The following is a 15,876-nucleotide window of genomic DNA, read 5'->3' on the forward strand; positions in this document are numbered from 1 at the left end:
AGGCTCGACAGCTGCTACGAAAAGAAGATAACCGTGTAGAAATTGCAGATTCCCTAACAAATTCAAGATTGGAGACAGCAATGGCCGAAGCAAAAGTACTCAGTGGCGCCGGGCTCCGTGGCCAGGTTGCCGGGCAAACCGCTCTGTCCACCGTGGGCCAGTCGGGCGCAGGCCTGACCTATCGCGGCTACGACGTTCGCGAACTGGCGGCTGACGCGCAATTCGAAGAAGTGGCTTACTTGCTGCTTTACGGCGAATTGCCAACCAAGGCACAACTCGCCGCTTACGTGAGCAAATTGAGCAAGCTGCGCGACTTGCCGCAAGCGCTCAAGGAAGTGCTGGAACGCATCCCCGCCGACGCCCACCCGATGGACGTGATGCGCACCGGTTGCTCGTTCCTGGGCAACATCGAACCGGAGAAAGACTTCTCCGAACAACACGACGTGACCGACCGCCTGCTGGCCGCGTTCCCGGCGATCATGTGCTACTGGTATCGCTTCAGCCACGACGGCAAACGCATCAGCTGCGTGAGCGACGAGCAATCCATCGGCGGCCACTTCCTGCACCTGCTGCACGACAAGAAGCCGAGCGAGTTGCACGTCAAAGTGATGAACGTTTCGCTGATCCTCTACGCGGAACACGAGTTCAACGCCTCGACCTTCACCGCACGGGTATGCGCCTCGACCCTGTCGGACATGTATTCCTGCGTAACCGCGGCCATCGGTTCGCTGCGTGGTCCGCTGCACGGCGGCGCCAACGAAGCGGCGATGGAAATGATCGAGCGCTTCAGCTCGCCGGAAGAGGCGATCAAAGGCACCCTCGGCATGCTCGAGCGCAAGGACAAGATCATGGGCTTCGGCCACGCGATCTATAAGGACAACGATCCGCGTAATGAAGTGATCAAGGGCTGGTCGAAAAAACTCGCTGACGAAGTGGGCGACACCGTGCTGTTCCCGGTTTCCGAAGCCATCGACAAGACCATGTGGGAACAGAAAAAACTGTTCCCGAACGCCGACTTCTACCATGCGTCGACGTACCACTTCATGGGCATTCCGACCAAGTTGTTCACACCGATCTTCGTCTGCTCGCGCCTGACCGGCTGGGCGGCGCACGTGTTCGAACAACGTGCCAACAACCGCATCATCCGCCCGAGCGCCGAGTACGTCGGCGTCGAACAGCGCAAGTTCGTGCCAATCGAACAACGCTGAATGGTGAGGGCTTGCCCCGGGATCTGAATTCAATGCAGATCCCTGTGGGAGCGAGCCTGCTCGCGATAGCGGTGGGTCAATCGACATCAATGTCGGATATGACTCAGTCATCGCGAGCAGGCTCGCTCCCACAGTGGATTGTGTTGAATTCAAGACCTGCGCAAGGCCCCACCTTTTGTTATTACCGTGACCGAGTCCTGACGATGAACACTGAATTCCGCAAACCGCTGCCCGGCAGCCATCTGGATTACTTCGACGTCCGCGCGGCTGTCGAAGCCATCCAGCCCGGCGCCTACGACACTCTGCCGTACACCTCCCGCGTGCTGGCGGAAAACCTGGTGCGTCGCTGCGACCCGGCCACGCTCACCGAATCCCTGAAGCAATTCATCGAGCGCAAGCGCGACCTCGATTTCCCGTGGTTTCCGGCCCGCGTGGTGTGCCACGACATCCTTGGCCAGACCGCTCTGGTCGACCTCGCCGGACTGCGTGACGCCATCGCCCTGCAAGGTGGCGACCCGGCGCAAGTGAACCCGGTGGTGCCGACGCAATTGATCGTCGACCACTCCCTGGCCGTCGAGCGCGGTGGTTTCGATCCGGAGGCGTTCGAGAAGAACCGCGCCATCGAAGACCGTCGCAACGAAGACCGTTTCCACTTCATCAACTGGACCAAAAAGGCCTTCAAAAACGTTGACGTGATTCCACCGGGCAACGGGATCATGCACCAGATCAACCTGGAGAAAATGTCCCCAGTGATCCAGGTACGCGACGGCGTTGCGTTCCCCGACACCTGCGTCGGCACCGACAGCCACACCCCGCACGTCGATGCGCTGGGCGTAATTGCCATCGGTGTTGGTGGTCTGGAAGCTGAAAGCGTGATGCTCGGCCGCGCGTCGTGGATGCGCCTGCCGGAAAGCGTCGGCGTTGAATTGACCGGCAAGCTGCAACCGGGCATCACCGCCACCGACATGGTGCTGGCGCTGACCGAGTTCCTGCGCAAGCAAAAAGTCGTCGGCGCATGGCTGGAATTCTTCGGTGAAGGCGCCGCCGCGCTGACCCTCGGCGACCGCGCAACCATCTCCAACATGGCCCCGGAATACGGCGCCACCGCGGCGATGTTCTACATCGATCAGCAAACCATCGACTACCTGAAACTCACTGGCCGTGAAGACGAGCAGGTGCAGTTGGTCGAGAACTACGCCAAGACCACCGGTCTGTGGGCTGACAGTTTGAAGAATGCGCAATACGAGCGTGGGTTGACCTTCAACCTGTCGTCGGTGGTGCGCAACATGGCCGGCCCGAGCAACCCGCATGCTCGCGTTGCGACCTCGGATCTCGCCGCCCAAGGCATCTCCGGCCAGTGGACCGAAGTGCCCGGCCAGATGCCGGACGGCGCGGTGATCATTGCCGCCATCACCAGCTGCACCAACACCAGTAACCCGCGCAACGTCATCGCCGCCGGCCTGCTGGCGCGCAATGCCAACAAGCTCGGGCTGACTCGCAAGCCGTGGGTGAAATCTTCCCTGGCGCCGGGTTCGAAAACCGTCGCGCTGTACCTCGACGAGGCCGGCCTGACCAGCGAACTGGAGCAACTCGGCTTCGGCATCGTCGCTTTCGCCTGCACCACGTGCAACGGCATGTCCGGCGCGCTGGACCCTGTGATTCAGCAAGAGATCATCGACCGCGATCTGTACGCCACCGCCGTGCTCTCTGGTAACCGTAACTTCGACGGCCGGATTCACCCGTACGCCAAGAACGCGTTCCTGGCTTCGCCGCCGTTGGTCGTGGCTTACGCCATCGCCGGGACCATCCGTTTCGACATCGAAAAAGATGTGCTGGGCGTGGTTGATGGCAAGGAAATCCGCCTGAAAGACATCTGGCCAAGCGACGAAGAAATCGACGCAGTGGTCAAGGCTTCGGTCAAACCTGAGCAGTTCCGTCAGGTCTACATTCCGATGTTCGCCATCCACGAAGACACCGGCCCGAAAGTCACGCCGTTGTACGACTGGCGCGAGATGAGTACCTACATCCGCCGTCCGCCGTACTGGGAAGGCGCGCTGGCTGGCGCCCGTCCGCTGAAAGGCATGCGCCCATTGGCAGTGCTGCCGGACAACATCACCACCGATCACCTGTCGCCGTCGAACGCGATCATGCTGGACAGCGCCGCCGGCGAATACCTGGCGAAAATGGGCCTGCCGGAAGAGGACTTCAACTCTTACGCCACGCACCGCGGTGACCACCTGACCGCGCAACGCGCGACCTTCGCCAACCCGAAACTGTTCAACGAAATGGTTCAGGAAAACGGCAAGGTCAAGCAGGGCTCGCTGGCTCGTGTCGAGCCGGAAGGCCAGGTCATGCGCATGTGGGAAGCCATCGAAACCTACATGGAACGCAAGCAGCCGCTGATCATCATCGCCGGTGCCGATTACGGTCAGGGTTCGTCCCGCGACTGGGCGGCCAAAGGCGTACGTCTGGCGGGTGTGGAAGCGATTGCGGCCGAAGGTTTCGAACGCATTCACCGCACCAACCTGGTGGGCATGGGCGTGTTGCCGCTGGAGTTCAAACCGGGCACCGACCGTCACACCCTGGCCATCGACGGCAGCGAAACCTACGACGTGATCGGTGAGCGCACACCGCGCGCCGAACTGACGCTGGTGATCAACCGCAAGAACGGCGAACGCGTCGAAGTGCCGGTGACGTGCCGCCTCGACACCGCCGAAGAAGTGTCGATCTACGAGGCCGGTGGCGTATTGCAGCGCTTCGCTCAGGACTTCCTCGAAGAATCGGCAGTCGCTGTCTAAAACACGATGTGCGGGCAGGGGATTCCATGTCCCTTGCCCGCTATGAAGGAGCACCAATGGCTCACGTACCTCAAATCAAAATCCCCGCCACCTACATGCGCGGCGGCACCAGCAAAGGCGTGTTCTTCAGCCTGAAAGACCTGCCCGAAGCGGCACAGATTCCAGGTCCGGGTCGCGATGCATTACTGCTGCGCGTGATCGGCAGCCCCGACCCGTACGACAAGCAAATCGACGGCATGGGCGGCGCGACGTCCAGCACCAGCAAAACCGTGATTCTGTCGAAAAGCATCAAGGCGGATCACGACGTCGATTACCTGTTCGGTCAGGTCTCGATCGACAAGCCTTTCGTCGACTGGAGCGGCAACTGCGGCAACCTGTCGGCCGCCGTCGGTTCGTTCGCCATCAGCAACGGTCTGGTGGACCCCAGCCGCATTCCGCATAACGGCGTGGCCGTGGTGCGTGTGTGGCAGGCCAACATCGGCAAGACCATCATCGCCCACGTGCCGATCACCAACGGTGAAGTGCAGGAAACCGGTGATTTCGAACTCGATGGCGTGACCTTTCCCGCCGCTGAAGTGCAGGTCGAATTCATGGATCCGGCAGCGGAAGAAGAGGGCGGCGGCGGTTCGATGTTCCCCACCGGCAATCTGGTGGATGACTTGGAAGTGCCCGGCGTCGGCACCTTCAAGGCGACCATGATCAACGCCGGCATCCCGACGATTTTCGTCAACGCTGAAGACATCGGTTACACCGGCACCGAGTTGCAGGGCGCGATCAATGGCGATCCGAAAGCCTTGCTGATGTTTGAGACCATCCGTGCGTATGGCGCGTTGCGCATGGGTTTGATCAAGGACCTGGACGAAGCGACCAAGCGTCAGCACACGCCCAAGGTTGCTTTTGTGGCCAAGCCTGCGGACTACGTGGCGTCCAGCGGCAAGGCGATTGCGGCGGGTGATGTCGACCTGCTGGTGCGTGCGTTATCGATGGGTAAATTGCACCACGCGATGATGGGCACGGCGGCGGTTGCCATTGGTACGGCTGCAGCGATTTCCGGCACCTTGGTCAACCTCGCGGCGGGCGGCATTGAACGTAACGCGGTGCGCTTCGGGCATCCGTCCGGCACCTTGCGTGTGGGGGCCGAGGCCAGTCAGGTGAACGGCGAATGGACCGTAAACAAAGCCATCATGAGCCGCAGTGCGCGGGTGTTGATGGAAGGGTTCGTGCGCGTGCCGGGTGATTCTTTCTGATCCCAACACCGAACCAATGTGGGAGCGAGCCTGCTCGCGATAGCGTTGTGTCAGGCGACATCAATGCTGGATGTGCCGACCTCATCGCGAGCAGGCTCGCTCCCACAGTTAATTGCATTTCAACAATAAGAATCTTGAAAACGACTGAGATTGCCCCCTGAACCGAGGTCCCATCAACGAACCACTTCAAGAGTGAATCGAACATGAGCACCAACGTCGACCAGAACAACCGCCCCGACTACGACACCGTCCTGCAAGACATTGCCGATTACGTCCTCAACTTCAAAATCGAATCCAAAGAAGCGCTGGACACTGCCCGCAACTGCCTGATCGACACCCTCGGCTGCGGTCTGCTGGCCCTGCGCTTTCCCGAATGCACCAAACACCTCGGCCCGATCGTCGAAGGCACCGTCGTCCCGTTCGGCGCCCGGGTTCCCGGCACCCGTTTTCGGCTCGATCCCGTCAAAGCTGCGTGGGACATCGGCTGCATCGTGCGTTGGCTCGATTACAACGACACCTGGCTCGCCGCCGAATGGGGTCATCCGTCCGATAACCTCGGCGGCATTCTCGCGGTGGCCGACCACCTCTCGCAGAAGCGCCTGGCCAATGGCGATGCGCCGCTGACCATTCGTGCAGTGCTCGAAGCCATGATCATGGCCCACGAGATTCAAGGCGTGATCGCACTGGAAAACTCCTTCAATCGTGTAGGGCTTGATCACGTCATCCTGGTGAAAGTCGCCTCGACCGCCGTGACCGCCAAACTCATGGGCGCCAATCGCGAGCAGTTGTTGTCGGCGTTATCCCACGCCTTTGCCGACGGACAGGCGCTGCGTACGTATCGACATGCGCCGAATGCCGGGTCGCGCAAATCCTGGGCGGCGGGCGATGCGTCCAGCCGGGGCGTGCGCCTGGCAGACATTGCGATGCGCGGCGAGATGGGCATTCCGGGAGTGTTGACCGCCAAGCAGTGGGGCTTTTACGACGTGTTGTTCAGCCACACCAACAACGATCTGGCGCTCAAGCCCGAAGACAGACGCGCGTTCAGCTTCTCCCGCACCTACGGCAGCTACGTGATGGAAAACGTGTTGTTCAAGATCAGTTTTCCCGCCGAGTTCCACGCGCAAACCGCCTGCGAAGCGGCAGTGACCCTGCAACCACAGGTGAGAAATCGTCTGCATGAGATCGACAGAATCGTCATCACCACCCACGAATCGGCGATCCGGATCATCTCCAAGGTCGGCCCGTTGGCCAATGCTGCCGACCGTGACCATTGCATTCAATACATGACCGCCGTGCCGTTGGCGTTTGGCAATCTGGTGGCCGAGCAATACGAAGATGACTTCCATGCCGCGCATCCGATCATCGACGTGCTGCGCGAGAAAATGGTCATCGTTGAAGACCCGCGTTATACCCGCGAATACCTGGAGCCCGACAAACGCTCGATTGCCAACGCGGTGCAGGTGTTCTTCAAGGACGGTTCAAGCACCGAGAATGTGCTGGTGGAGTATCCGATCGGCCATCGTCGACGCCGTGCCGCCGGGATTCCGTTGCTGGAGGATAAGTTCAAGGCGAACCTGGCGACGCGCTTTACTGCGCAGCGCAGCGCCGAGATTTTTGCGTTGTGCAAGGACCAGGCGAAGCTTGAAGCCACTCCGGTGAATCGCTTCGTGGACCTGTTCGTTATCTAACGGGTATGCACTCCGATCTGATTGAACGATGCAAAACCCTGTAGCAGCTGTCGAGTGAAACGAGGCTGCGATCTTTTGACCTTCGCTTTTAAAAGCAACATCAAAAGATCGCAGCCTCGTTTCACTCGACAGCTCCTACAGGTCTGTTTTTAGTCGTAGAGCCATTTTTTCGATGGGTAATTTGGTGATGGCAAACCCTGTTAGCAACACCGTCGAGTACATCATCAGCTCCGGCGAAACACTCTGCCCCTCATACCAAGCCCCAATAACCACCGCAAACACCGGAAAAATAATAAAAACGAACGACAGAATGATCGGGCTCAGTCGTTTGAGCAGCAAAAAGTAAACGATAAACCCGCCCACCGACGCCACCAGCCCCAGATAAAGCAGGGCCCCCCACGAGCGCGCGGTAATGTCATCGAACACCGGGGCCTCAAAGCGCAACCCCGCCACAAACAGCATCAGTCCGGCCAGGCCGATGGGCAGTGTGTTGTAGGTGATCACGCTGATCGCACTGCCTTGTTTCTTGGTGACCACGTAACACAGCGCATGCATCACCGCTGCCACCAGAATCGCCAGCACCCCGAAGAACTCGGCGTGATCCAGGTGCAGGCCTTGGCTGCGGATAATCATGAACAGACTGCCGAACCCGATGGCGATGCCGATCACTTGTGAGGGATAGATTTTCTCCCGTAGCAATACCGCCGAAAAGATCAGGATGAACACCGGCATGCAGCTGAACAGTAGCGCGGTCAGGCCGGAGGAAACGTGGATCTCGCCGTAGTTGAGCAAGTAATACGGCAGGCTGAAATACGACAGCGTGACGAACACGAAAAACCAGCGACTTTGCCGTGGAAACAGCAGCGGCTCGCGACGCAGCAGGGCGAAGCTCAAAAACAGCGGAAAGGCGATCAGAAAACGCAGGCCGGCGGCGGTCAGCGGCGGCACGCTTTCGACGGCAATCTTGATGCCCAGCCAGGTGGTGCCCCAACTCAGGCAAACGATCAGGAACAACACGCTGGTGACCAGCCCGGTAATCCACGGTTTCCGAATACTTGAAGAGGCGCTGAGGGCCATGGACATGATCGTGCTCCTACGTCGTCGGATTGACCCGGTTACCAAATAGGTCTATCCCTGATTGAACCTGTTTTCAGCACGCTATTCGGGATGGAAATGACTGTCAAAGTAAGTATTGCCACGGTGTCAATCCTGCGCGAGGGCTTGGCTCAGGGGCGCGGCGTGAAGTACAAGCGCTTGGCCGAGGCCCTCGAAAAAAGCATCGGCGAAGGCTTGATCGAGCCCGGCAGCAAACTGCCGCCCCATCGTTTGTTGGCGGACAGCCTGGGCGTGACCATCGGCACCATCAGCCGGGCGTATGGCGAGCTGGAGCGAGTAGGGTTGGTCGTGGCCCGTGTAGGAGATGGCACTTATGTGCGTCAGCGCGGGATGGAACGGCCGCGGGATTCCGGCTTTCGCAATGTCAGCCACGAAACACAGCCTTACTTCGATATGAGTCGGAATCAGCCGATTCCGGGGCACGAAGCCGTCTTTCTGAGTCAGAGTCTGCAGACCTTGGCCAGCGACCCGCGCACCTTGCAGATGATCAGCGGTTATACCGCCGATGGCGGGCTACCCCGACACCGAGCTGCAGGCGCCGATTGGCTGCGGCACCAGGCATTCATGCCGAGCGCCGAGCAGGTCATTTGCGTCAACGGCGGCCAGCACGGTTTGTTGTGCGTATTGATGGCGCTGCTCAAGCCCGGCGATAGCCTGGTGACTGAGCATTTGACCTACCCAGGGCTGATCAGCGTCGCCCGCATGCTTGGCATAAAGTTGATCGGTGTCGGGATGGATGACGAAGGATTGTTGCCCGATGCGCTGTCGGACGTTTGCCAGCATCATCGGGTATCAGCGGTGTACTGCACGCCGACCATTCAGAATCCTACGGCGGCGGTGATGTCGGTCCCACGGCGCGAGGCGATTGTCGAAGTCTGTCGCCAGCACAACCTGCTGATCATCGAGGACGAAGCCCACGCCGTACTGGCGCAGCAGCGTCCATTGCCCTTGAGTCACTTTGCCCCGGAGCGCTCGGTGTTGATCGGCAGTTTGAGCAAGGCGGTATCGGCCGGTTTGCGAGTCGGATACCTGCACGCACCACTGCCGTTGATCGGGCGACTGAGTGCGGCGCTGCGCGGGACATGCTGGATGGCCAGTCCGCTGTCGCTGGAGGTGGCGACTGCATGGATCGAAAGCGGTATCGCCGAACAGTTGCTGGGGCAGCAGATTGCCGAAATCAGCCGCCGCAAGCGTTTGGTCAGCGCAGTGTTAGAAGAGGTCGGATACAAGACTCATCCCCATAGCCCACACTTCTGGATCGAAGTGCCCGAGCCGTGGCGGGCGTCGCAGATTGCGGCGGAGCTCAAGGAAAACAATTATCTGGTGGCGACCGCTGAGGCGTTTGCGGTCGGGCATGCAGCGGTGCCGCAGTTTATTCGGGCGAGTGTGTGTAATTCGGCGGGGGATGATCGGTTGTTGCTGCAAGGGTTTGAAGCATTGGCGGGGGCACTGGCCGAGACCGCGTAATCGTTCTTCGCGGGCAAGCCTCGCTCCTACGGGTTTCGAGTCGTTCACGGCATGCGGGATCGACACAAAACCTGTAGGAGCGAGGCTCGCCCGCGAAGGCGTCTTCGCGGTCGCTAAAAATCTACTTGAACCGCCGCTCAACCCCTTTTTCCACCAGAATCTTCGCCGAAATCTCTTCCACGGAAAAATGCGTGGAATTGATGTTCGGGATGTTCTCCCGACGGAACAGGTTCTCCACTTCGCGCACTTCGAACTCGCACTGGGCGTAGCTCGAGTAGCGGCTATTGGGCTTGCGTTCGTTGCGGATGGCGGTGAGGCGGTCCGGGTCGATGGTCAGGCCGAAAAGCTTGTGCTGGTGGGCGCGCAGGGCGTTTGGCAGTTGCAGGCGTTCCATGTCGTCTTCGGTCAGCGGGTAGTTGGCCGCGCGGATGCCGAATTGCATGGCCATGTACAGGCACGTCGGCGTCTTGCCACAACGCGACACGCCCACCAGGATCAGGTCGGCCTTGTCGTAATAATGCGTGCGCGCACCATCATCGTTGTCGAGGGCGAAGTTCACCGCCTCGATGCGTTCCATGTAGTTGGAATTGCCGCCAATGGAATGGGACTTGCCGACGGTGTAGGACGAATGCTCGGTCAGTTCCTGTTCAAGCGGCGCCAGGAAGGTCGAGAAAATGTCGATCATGAAACCATTGGACGTTGCGAGGATCTCACGGATGTCCTGATTGACGATGGTGTCAAAGATGATCGGCCGGAAGCCGTCGGTTTCGGCGGCTTTGTTGATTTGTTGTACCATGGCCCGCGCTTTATCCACGTTGTCGATGTACGGACGCGTGAATTTGCTGAAGGTAATGTTTTCGAACTGCGCCAGGAGGCTTTGGCCGAGGGTTTCGGCTGTGATGCCGGTGCCGTCGGAAATAAAGAAAGCAGATCGTTTCATTTGCACCTTGGGCCTTAAGCTAATGATCATTCTTGGATATGATAGGCGCGATTTGCCGGCCGCCAGTGGCCCGCATTCTCACTTATTTTCCAGGTCCAGGCCATACAGCTGGCAAACGCTCCCCCGAGCCGCCGGCTTCTGAGCTTTTCCAACACAGTTAGTGGAGAGATCACCTTGGTAGAGTACGTAGTTTCCCTCGATAAGCTCGGCGTCCATGATGTAGAGCACGTAGGGGGCAAGAACGCATCCCTGGGCGAGATGATCAGTAACCTTGCAGGTGCCGGTGTATCGGTGCCCGGTGGCTTCGCCACGACAGCTCAGGCTTATCGTGATTTTCTGGAACTGAGCGGCCTGAACGATCAGATCCATGCGGCCCTCGACGCCCTGGACGTCGACGATGTCAACGCCCTGGCCAAGACCGGCGCCCAGATCCGTCAATGGATCATGGAAGCCGAATTCCCCGAGAAGCTCAACGCCGAGATCCGCACTGCGTTCGCCACGCTGTCGGCCGGCAACCCTGACATGGCCGTGGCCGTGCGCTCTTCCGCTACCGCCGAAGACCTGCCGGACGCTTCCTTCGCCGGTCAGCAGGAAACTTTCCTGAACATCCGTGGTGTCGAAAACGTCATTCGCGCCGCCAAAGAGGTGTTCGCCTCCCTGTTCAACGACCGCGCGATTTCCTACCGCGTCCACCAAGGCTTCGACCACAAGCTGGTGGCCCTGTCGGCTGGCGTGCAGCGCATGGTCCGCTCCGAAACCGGCACCGCCGGCGTGATGTTCACCCTCGATACCGAATCGGGCTTCCGTGACGTGGTGTTCATCACCGGCGCCTACGGCCTGGGTGAAACCGTCGTACAAGGCGCGGTGAACCCGGATGAGTTCTACGTCCACAAAGGCACGCTGGCAGCCGGTCGTCCGGCCATCCTGCGTCGCAACCTGGGCAGCAAGGCCATCAAGATGATCTACGGCGAAGTCGCCACGGCCGGTAAATCGGTCAAGACCATCGACGTGGACAAGGCTGATCGCGCACGGTTCTGCCTGAGCGACGCCGAAGTCAGCGAACTGGCCAAGCAAGCGATGATCATCGAGAAGCACTACAAGTGCCCGATGGACATCGAATGGGCCAAAGACGGCGACGACGGCAAGCTCTACATCGTTCAGGCCCGCCCTGAAACCGTGAAGAGCCGTACCTCGGCCAACGTCATGGAACGCTACCTGTTGAAAGAAACCGGCACCGTGCTGGTTGAAGGTCGCGCCATCGGCCAGCGCATCGGCGCCGGCAAGGTCCGCATCATCAAGGACGTGTCCGAGATGGACAAGGTCCAGCCAGGCGACGTTCTGGTCTCCGACATGACCGACCCGGACTGGGAGCCGGTCATGAAGCGCGCCAGCGCCATCGTCACCAACCGTGGCGGTCGTACCTGCCACGCGGCGATCATCGCTCGCGAACTGGGCATCCCGGCCGTGGTCGGTTGCGGCAACGCCACCCAGCTGTTGAAAGACGGCCAGGGCGTGACTGTGTCCTGCGCTGAAGGCGACACCGGTTACATCTTCGAAGGCGAACTGGGCTTCGACATCAAGAAAAACTCCGTGGACGCCATGCCTGATCTGCCGTTCAAGATCATGATGAACGTCGGCAACCCGGATCGTGCATTCGACTTCGCGCAACTGCCGAACGCCGGTGTGGGCCTGGCCCGTCTGGAATTCATCATCAACCGCATGATCGGTGTTCACCCCAAAGCGCTGTTGAACTACGACGGTCTGCCGCAGGAAATCAAGGACAGCGTCGACAAGCGCATTGCCGGTTACGACGATCCGGTCGGTTTCTACGTCGAGAAGCTGGTTGAAGGCATCAGCACCCTGGCCGCTGCGTTCACCCCGAAAAAGGTCATCGTGCGTCTGTCGGACTTCAAGTCCAACGAATACGCGAACCTGATCGGCGGCAAACTCTACGAGCCGGAAGAAGAGAACCCGATGCTGGGCTTCCGTGGCGCCTCGCGTTACATCAGCGAAGCGTTCCGTGACTGCTTCGAGCTGGAGTGCCGTGCCATCAAGCGCGTGCGCAACGAGATGGGCCTGACCAACGTCGAAATCATGGTGCCGTTCGTCCGTACCCTGGGCGAAGCGAGCCAGGTGATCGATCTGTTGGCCGAAAATGGCTTGGCCCGTGGCGAGAACGGTCTGCGTATCATCATGATGTGCGAACTGCCTTCCAACGCGATCCTGGCTGAAGAATTCCTTGAGTTCTTCGACGGTTTCTCCATCGGCTCCAACGACCTGACTCAGCTGACGCTGGGCCTGGACCGTGACTCCGGGATCATCGCTCACCTGTTCGACGAGCGTAATCCGGCGGTCAAGAAGCTGCTGGCCAACGCCATTGCCGCGTGCAACAAGGCTGGCAAGTACATCGGCATTTGCGGTCAGGGCCCTTCGGACCACCCTGATCTGGCCAAATGGCTGATGGAGCAGGGCATCGAAAGCGTTTCGCTGAACCCCGATTCCGTACTGGAAACCTGGTTCTTCCTGGCTGAAGGTCAAGCTCCGGCTTGATGGTGTGAGTGAAAGGGCCGCTTCCTGTGGGAGCGAGCCTGCTCGCGATGGTCGTGAACGATAAAGCGTGTTTACTGGATAAACGCGTTGTTCTTGATTCCATCGCGAGCAGGCTCGCTCCCACACGGGCCGGCCCTTTTAGAGATTCAAGTAGGGCGGGCTCCTCTGGATGCCGCCCTTTTTTGTGCAAGAGCATTATGCAAAGCAGCAGCAACCTATTTCCTGTCGCCCTGATCAGCGCCGAGCGGCGCGGCGATCTGAGCGAAGATGTCTATCGTTTGAAACCCGGCAACAGTCCTGATGGCACTGTGGAGTTGGCTGTGACCCGTTTGGGCATGGCGGACAAGCCCGCGCACGGTGGCGTACCGGTGATTCTGTTGCACGGCAGCTTTTCCAATCGCCGGTTCTGGTTCTCGCCGAAAGGCCTTGGGCTGGGCGCCTACCTGACGCGTCTGGGCTTCGATGTATGGATTCCCGAAATGCGCGGGCACGGCCTGTCCCAGCGCAATCAGAACTATCGCAAGAACCGCGTTGCCGACTACGCCCGTTACGATCTGCCGGCCATTGGCGCCTTTGTGCGCGAGCAGAGCGGCCAGGTCCCGCACTGGATCGGTCACTCGCTGGGCGGCATCACGCTGGCGGCGGCGCTGGGTGGCGAATACATCGGCGAGCCTGTCGTCGCGTCTGCGGCGTTTTTCGGTACGCAGGTCAGCCGCACCTACTGGCCGTTGAAGATTCCACCGGTGGAGTGGAGCGGGCGCTTCATTCTCAAGCGTTTCGCCCAGTTGTCCGGTTCACGGCTCAAGCGCGGCCCGGAGGACGAGCCGATTGGCCTGGCCCTGGAAAGCATGCGCTGGTATGGCCTGTTCGGGCGCTTCGGCGATGCGGAAAAGGACTGGTGGGCGGGATTGGCCGAGGTTCAATTGCCAGTGCTGACCGTGAGCGCCGCCGGCGATCATCAGGATCCGGCGTGGGCGTGCCGCAAGCTGTTCGATCAAGTGGGTTCCGAGCACAAGCAATTTATCAACCTTGGCCGCGAGCAGGGCTTTGGCGATAATTTCGGTCACGTGGAAATGCTCGTCAGCAAAGCGGCTCAAGCCGAAGTATGGCCGTTGGTGGCGCGCTGGCTGGCCGATCAGCAAACGCCTTTGCTGGGAGAAAAGCCGGATTTGGCTGCGACAGTCTGAGCCTGATGCTCTAACAAGGGCATTTCGCTCTGATCGGCTTGCGGCTAAGCTATGACGCATTGAGCTGTTCCGGTCACTTTGCGACATCCTCGATTGTCTTCCTCTTTACAGGAGTTTCTCGATGAACCATTACCTCACGCCTGACCTGTGCGACGCCTATCCGGAGCTGGTGCAAGTGCTGGAACCGATGTTCAATAATTTCGGTGGCCGTGACTCGTTCGGCGGCGAAATCGTGACCATCAAGTGCTTCGAAGACAACTCGCTGGTCAAGGAACAAGCCGAGCTCGAGGGTAATGGCAAGGTGTTGGTGGTCGACGGTGGCGGTTCCCTGCGTCGTGCGCTGCTGGGCGACATGATCGCCGAGAAAGCCGCGAAAAACGGTTGGGAAGGGCTGTTGATCTACGGGTGCATCCGCGACGTCGACGTCATTGCACAAACTGACCTGGGCGTTCAGGCCCTGGCCAGCCACCCGATGAAAACCGACAAGCGCGGTATCGGCGATCTCAACGTCCCTGTGACCTTTGCCGGCGTGACCTTCCATCCAGGCCACTACATTTATGCGGATAACAACGGCGTGATCATCTCGCCAAGCCCGCTGAAGATGCCTGAATAAAGCGCCGTATTAAAACCAAGGGGTGAGGATGTTCGAGGAAGAAAACGCGCAGTGGGGGCTGGTGCATGCCCTGGTGCTGGATGGTAAAGGCGGCGCGCGTTCGATAGCCCGGACTGAACTCGATGACTTGCAGTTGCAGGCCCATGAAAGCCTGTGGCTGCACTGGGATCGCAGTCACCCGCAGACCCGCACCTGGCTGCGCACATCCAGCGGTTTGAGTGAGTTCAGCTGTGACCTGCTGCTCGAAGAGAATACCCGACCGCGCCTTCTGCCGCTGCCGGACTCCGAATTGCTGCTGTTTCTGCGAGGGGTCAACCTGAACCCGGGCGCAGAGCCGGAAGACATGGTCTCGGTGCGGATCTTCGCCTCTGCTCAGCGCGTCATTTCCCTGCGTCTGCGTCCATTGCGCGCCACTGATGAGTTGCTGGTGCAGCTGGCCGATGGCAAAGGGCCGAAAACCGCCTCCGAGCTCATCCTTTATATGGCTCAGTACCTCACCAACAAGGTGCAGGATCTGGTGAGTTGCCTCTCGGAAGTGGTCGATGAGGAAGAAGAAAAGCTGGATGCCGACGAACGGTATACACCCGAGCACGGCGCCATTTTGCAGATCCGTCGAAGGGCTGCTGCGCTGAAACGTTTCCTCGCTCCGCAGCGGGATATTTTCGGACAGCTCACGCGGATAAAACTGCCTTGGTTCGTCGAAGACGACGGCGATTACTGGAACGAATTGAACAACAGCCTGACCCGTTATCTCGAGGAGCTGGAATTGACCCGGGAGCGGGTGGGGCTGGTCCTTGAGGCGGAAGACAGACGTTTGAGCGTGCGCATGAACCGCACGATGTACCGCTTCGGGATCATCACCGGGATCTTTTTGCCGATGAGTTTTCTGGCTGGGCTTTTGGGCATCAATGTCGGCGGCATTCCGTTCTCGGCAAGCCCTTATGGCTTCCTGATCGCCTGCCTGATGATGGTCTCGGTGGCGCTCGGGCAATGGTGGTTATTTAGACGTTTGCGCTGGGTGTGACGATGACTCATGTGACCCGGGCAAATTTGACCGCGTCT

At 59.7% G+C, this 15,876-nt stretch carries 11 protein-coding genes; 9 read left to right on the forward strand and 2 right to left on the reverse strand.

Translation table 11 applies throughout. From position 1 onward, the window contains the following. Positions 1–80 precede the first annotated feature (80 nt). The 4 genes from prpC (at position 81) to prpD (ending at position 6,941) form a co-directional block, all read left to right on the forward strand. A complete protein-coding gene (gene prpC / locus ACA070_RS09105) occupies positions 81–1,208 on the forward strand; it encodes a bifunctional 2-methylcitrate synthase/citrate synthase (RefSeq protein ID WP_497450853.1) in 1,128 nt (375 codons plus the stop codon). Positions 1,209–1,411: 203 nt separating this feature from the next. Continuing rightward, on the forward strand, positions 1,412–4,006 hold the full coding sequence (gene acnD, locus ACA070_RS09110; RefSeq protein WP_497450854.1) for a Fe/S-dependent 2-methylisocitrate dehydratase AcnD: 2,595 nt from the start codon (positions 1,412–1,414) through the stop codon (positions 4,004–4,006). Positions 4,007–4,062: 56 nt separating this feature from the next. Further along, the gene (gene prpF / locus ACA070_RS09115) at positions 4,063–5,253 is read left to right on the forward strand and encodes a 2-methylaconitate cis-trans isomerase PrpF (RefSeq protein WP_497450855.1); all 1,191 of its coding nucleotides are present in this window, start codon (positions 4,063–4,065) and stop codon (positions 5,251–5,253) included. Positions 5,254–5,456: 203 nt separating this feature from the next. Next, positions 5,457–6,941 carry a 2-methylcitrate dehydratase gene (gene prpD / locus ACA070_RS09120; protein WP_497450856.1) on the forward strand — a complete coding sequence of 495 codons (1,485 nt, stop codon included), beginning with the start codon at positions 5,457–5,459 and terminating at the stop codon, positions 6,939–6,941. A gap of 135 nt (positions 6,942–7,076) precedes the next feature. Here prpD and ACA070_RS09125 read toward each other — a convergent pair whose 3' ends face one another. Continuing rightward, the gene (locus tag ACA070_RS09125) at positions 7,077–7,979 is read right to left on the reverse strand and encodes a DMT family transporter (protein ID WP_497451929.1); all 903 of its coding nucleotides are present in this window, start codon (positions 7,977–7,979) and stop codon (positions 7,077–7,079) included. A gap of 135 nt (positions 7,980–8,114) precedes the next feature. Here ACA070_RS09125 and ACA070_RS09130 point away from each other — a divergent pair, with 135 nt between their 5' ends. Further along, positions 8,115–9,524 carry an aminotransferase-like domain-containing protein gene (locus tag ACA070_RS09130; protein ID WP_497450857.1) on the forward strand — a complete coding sequence of 470 codons (1,410 nt, stop codon included), beginning with the start codon at positions 8,115–8,117 and terminating at the stop codon, positions 9,522–9,524. A gap of 121 nt (positions 9,525–9,645) precedes the next feature. Here the strand turns inward: ACA070_RS09130 and ppsR are convergent, their stop codons facing one another. Beyond that, positions 9,646–10,464 (reverse strand): posphoenolpyruvate synthetase regulatory kinase/phosphorylase PpsR, encoded by an 819-nt coding sequence (gene ppsR / locus ACA070_RS09135; protein ID WP_438660850.1) that lies wholly within the window; start codon positions 10,462–10,464, stop codon positions 9,646–9,648. Positions 10,465–10,638: 174 nt separating this feature from the next. Here ppsR and ppsA point away from each other — a divergent pair, with 174 nt between their 5' ends. From ppsA to cmaX, 4 genes are all read left to right on the forward strand, one after another. Next, positions 10,639–13,014, forward strand: coding sequence for a phosphoenolpyruvate synthase (gene ppsA / locus ACA070_RS09140; protein WP_461957963.1), 2,376 nt, complete (start codon positions 10,639–10,641; stop codon positions 13,012–13,014). A 197-nt stretch (positions 13,015–13,211) separates the two neighbouring features. Continuing rightward, positions 13,212–14,201 carry an alpha/beta fold hydrolase gene (locus tag ACA070_RS09145; RefSeq protein WP_497450858.1) on the forward strand — a complete coding sequence of 330 codons (990 nt, stop codon included), beginning with the start codon at positions 13,212–13,214 and terminating at the stop codon, positions 14,199–14,201. A gap of 121 nt (positions 14,202–14,322) precedes the next feature. Further along, positions 14,323–14,814, forward strand: a complete 492-nt coding sequence (rraA, locus tag ACA070_RS09150; RefSeq protein ID WP_497450859.1) for a ribonuclease E activity regulator RraA — start codon at positions 14,323–14,325, stop codon at positions 14,812–14,814. Between the two features lie 28 nt (positions 14,815–14,842). Then, on the forward strand, positions 14,843–15,838 hold the full coding sequence (gene cmaX / locus ACA070_RS09155) for a divalent cation transporter CmaX (protein ID WP_497450860.1): 996 nt from the start codon (positions 14,843–14,845) through the stop codon (positions 15,836–15,838). The last annotated feature ends 38 nt before the right edge of the window (positions 15,839–15,876 follow it).

This window comes from Pseudomonas sp. LBUM1678 (assembly GCF_059695575.1).

What these genes read in the sequence shown, in the direction of transcription:
- prpF (WP_497450855.1), top strand. Translation starts at nt 4,063, where the DNA reads ATGGCTCACGTACCTCAAATCAAAATCCCCGCCACCTACATGCGCGGC.
- ACA070_RS09145 (WP_497450858.1), top strand. Translation starts at nt 13,212, where the DNA reads ATGCAAAGCAGCAGCAACCTATTTCCTGTCGCCCTGATCAGCGCCGAG.
- prpC (WP_497450853.1), top strand. Translation starts at nt 81, where the DNA reads ATGGCCGAAGCAAAAGTACTCAGTGGCGCCGGGCTCCGTGGCCAGGTT.
- ACA070_RS09130 (WP_497450857.1), top strand. Translation starts at nt 8,115, where the DNA reads ATGACTGTCAAAGTAAGTATTGCCACGGTGTCAATCCTGCGCGAGGGC.
- ppsR (WP_438660850.1), bottom strand. Translation starts at nt 10,464, where the DNA reads ATGAAACGATCTGCTTTCTTTATTTCCGACGGCACCGGCATCACAGCC.
- cmaX (WP_497450860.1), top strand. Translation starts at nt 14,843, where the DNA reads ATGTTCGAGGAAGAAAACGCGCAGTGGGGGCTGGTGCATGCCCTGGTG.
- rraA (WP_497450859.1), top strand. Translation starts at nt 14,323, where the DNA reads ATGAACCATTACCTCACGCCTGACCTGTGCGACGCCTATCCGGAGCTG.
- prpD (WP_497450856.1), top strand. Translation starts at nt 5,457, where the DNA reads ATGAGCACCAACGTCGACCAGAACAACCGCCCCGACTACGACACCGTC.
- acnD (WP_497450854.1), top strand. Translation starts at nt 1,412, where the DNA reads ATGAACACTGAATTCCGCAAACCGCTGCCCGGCAGCCATCTGGATTAC.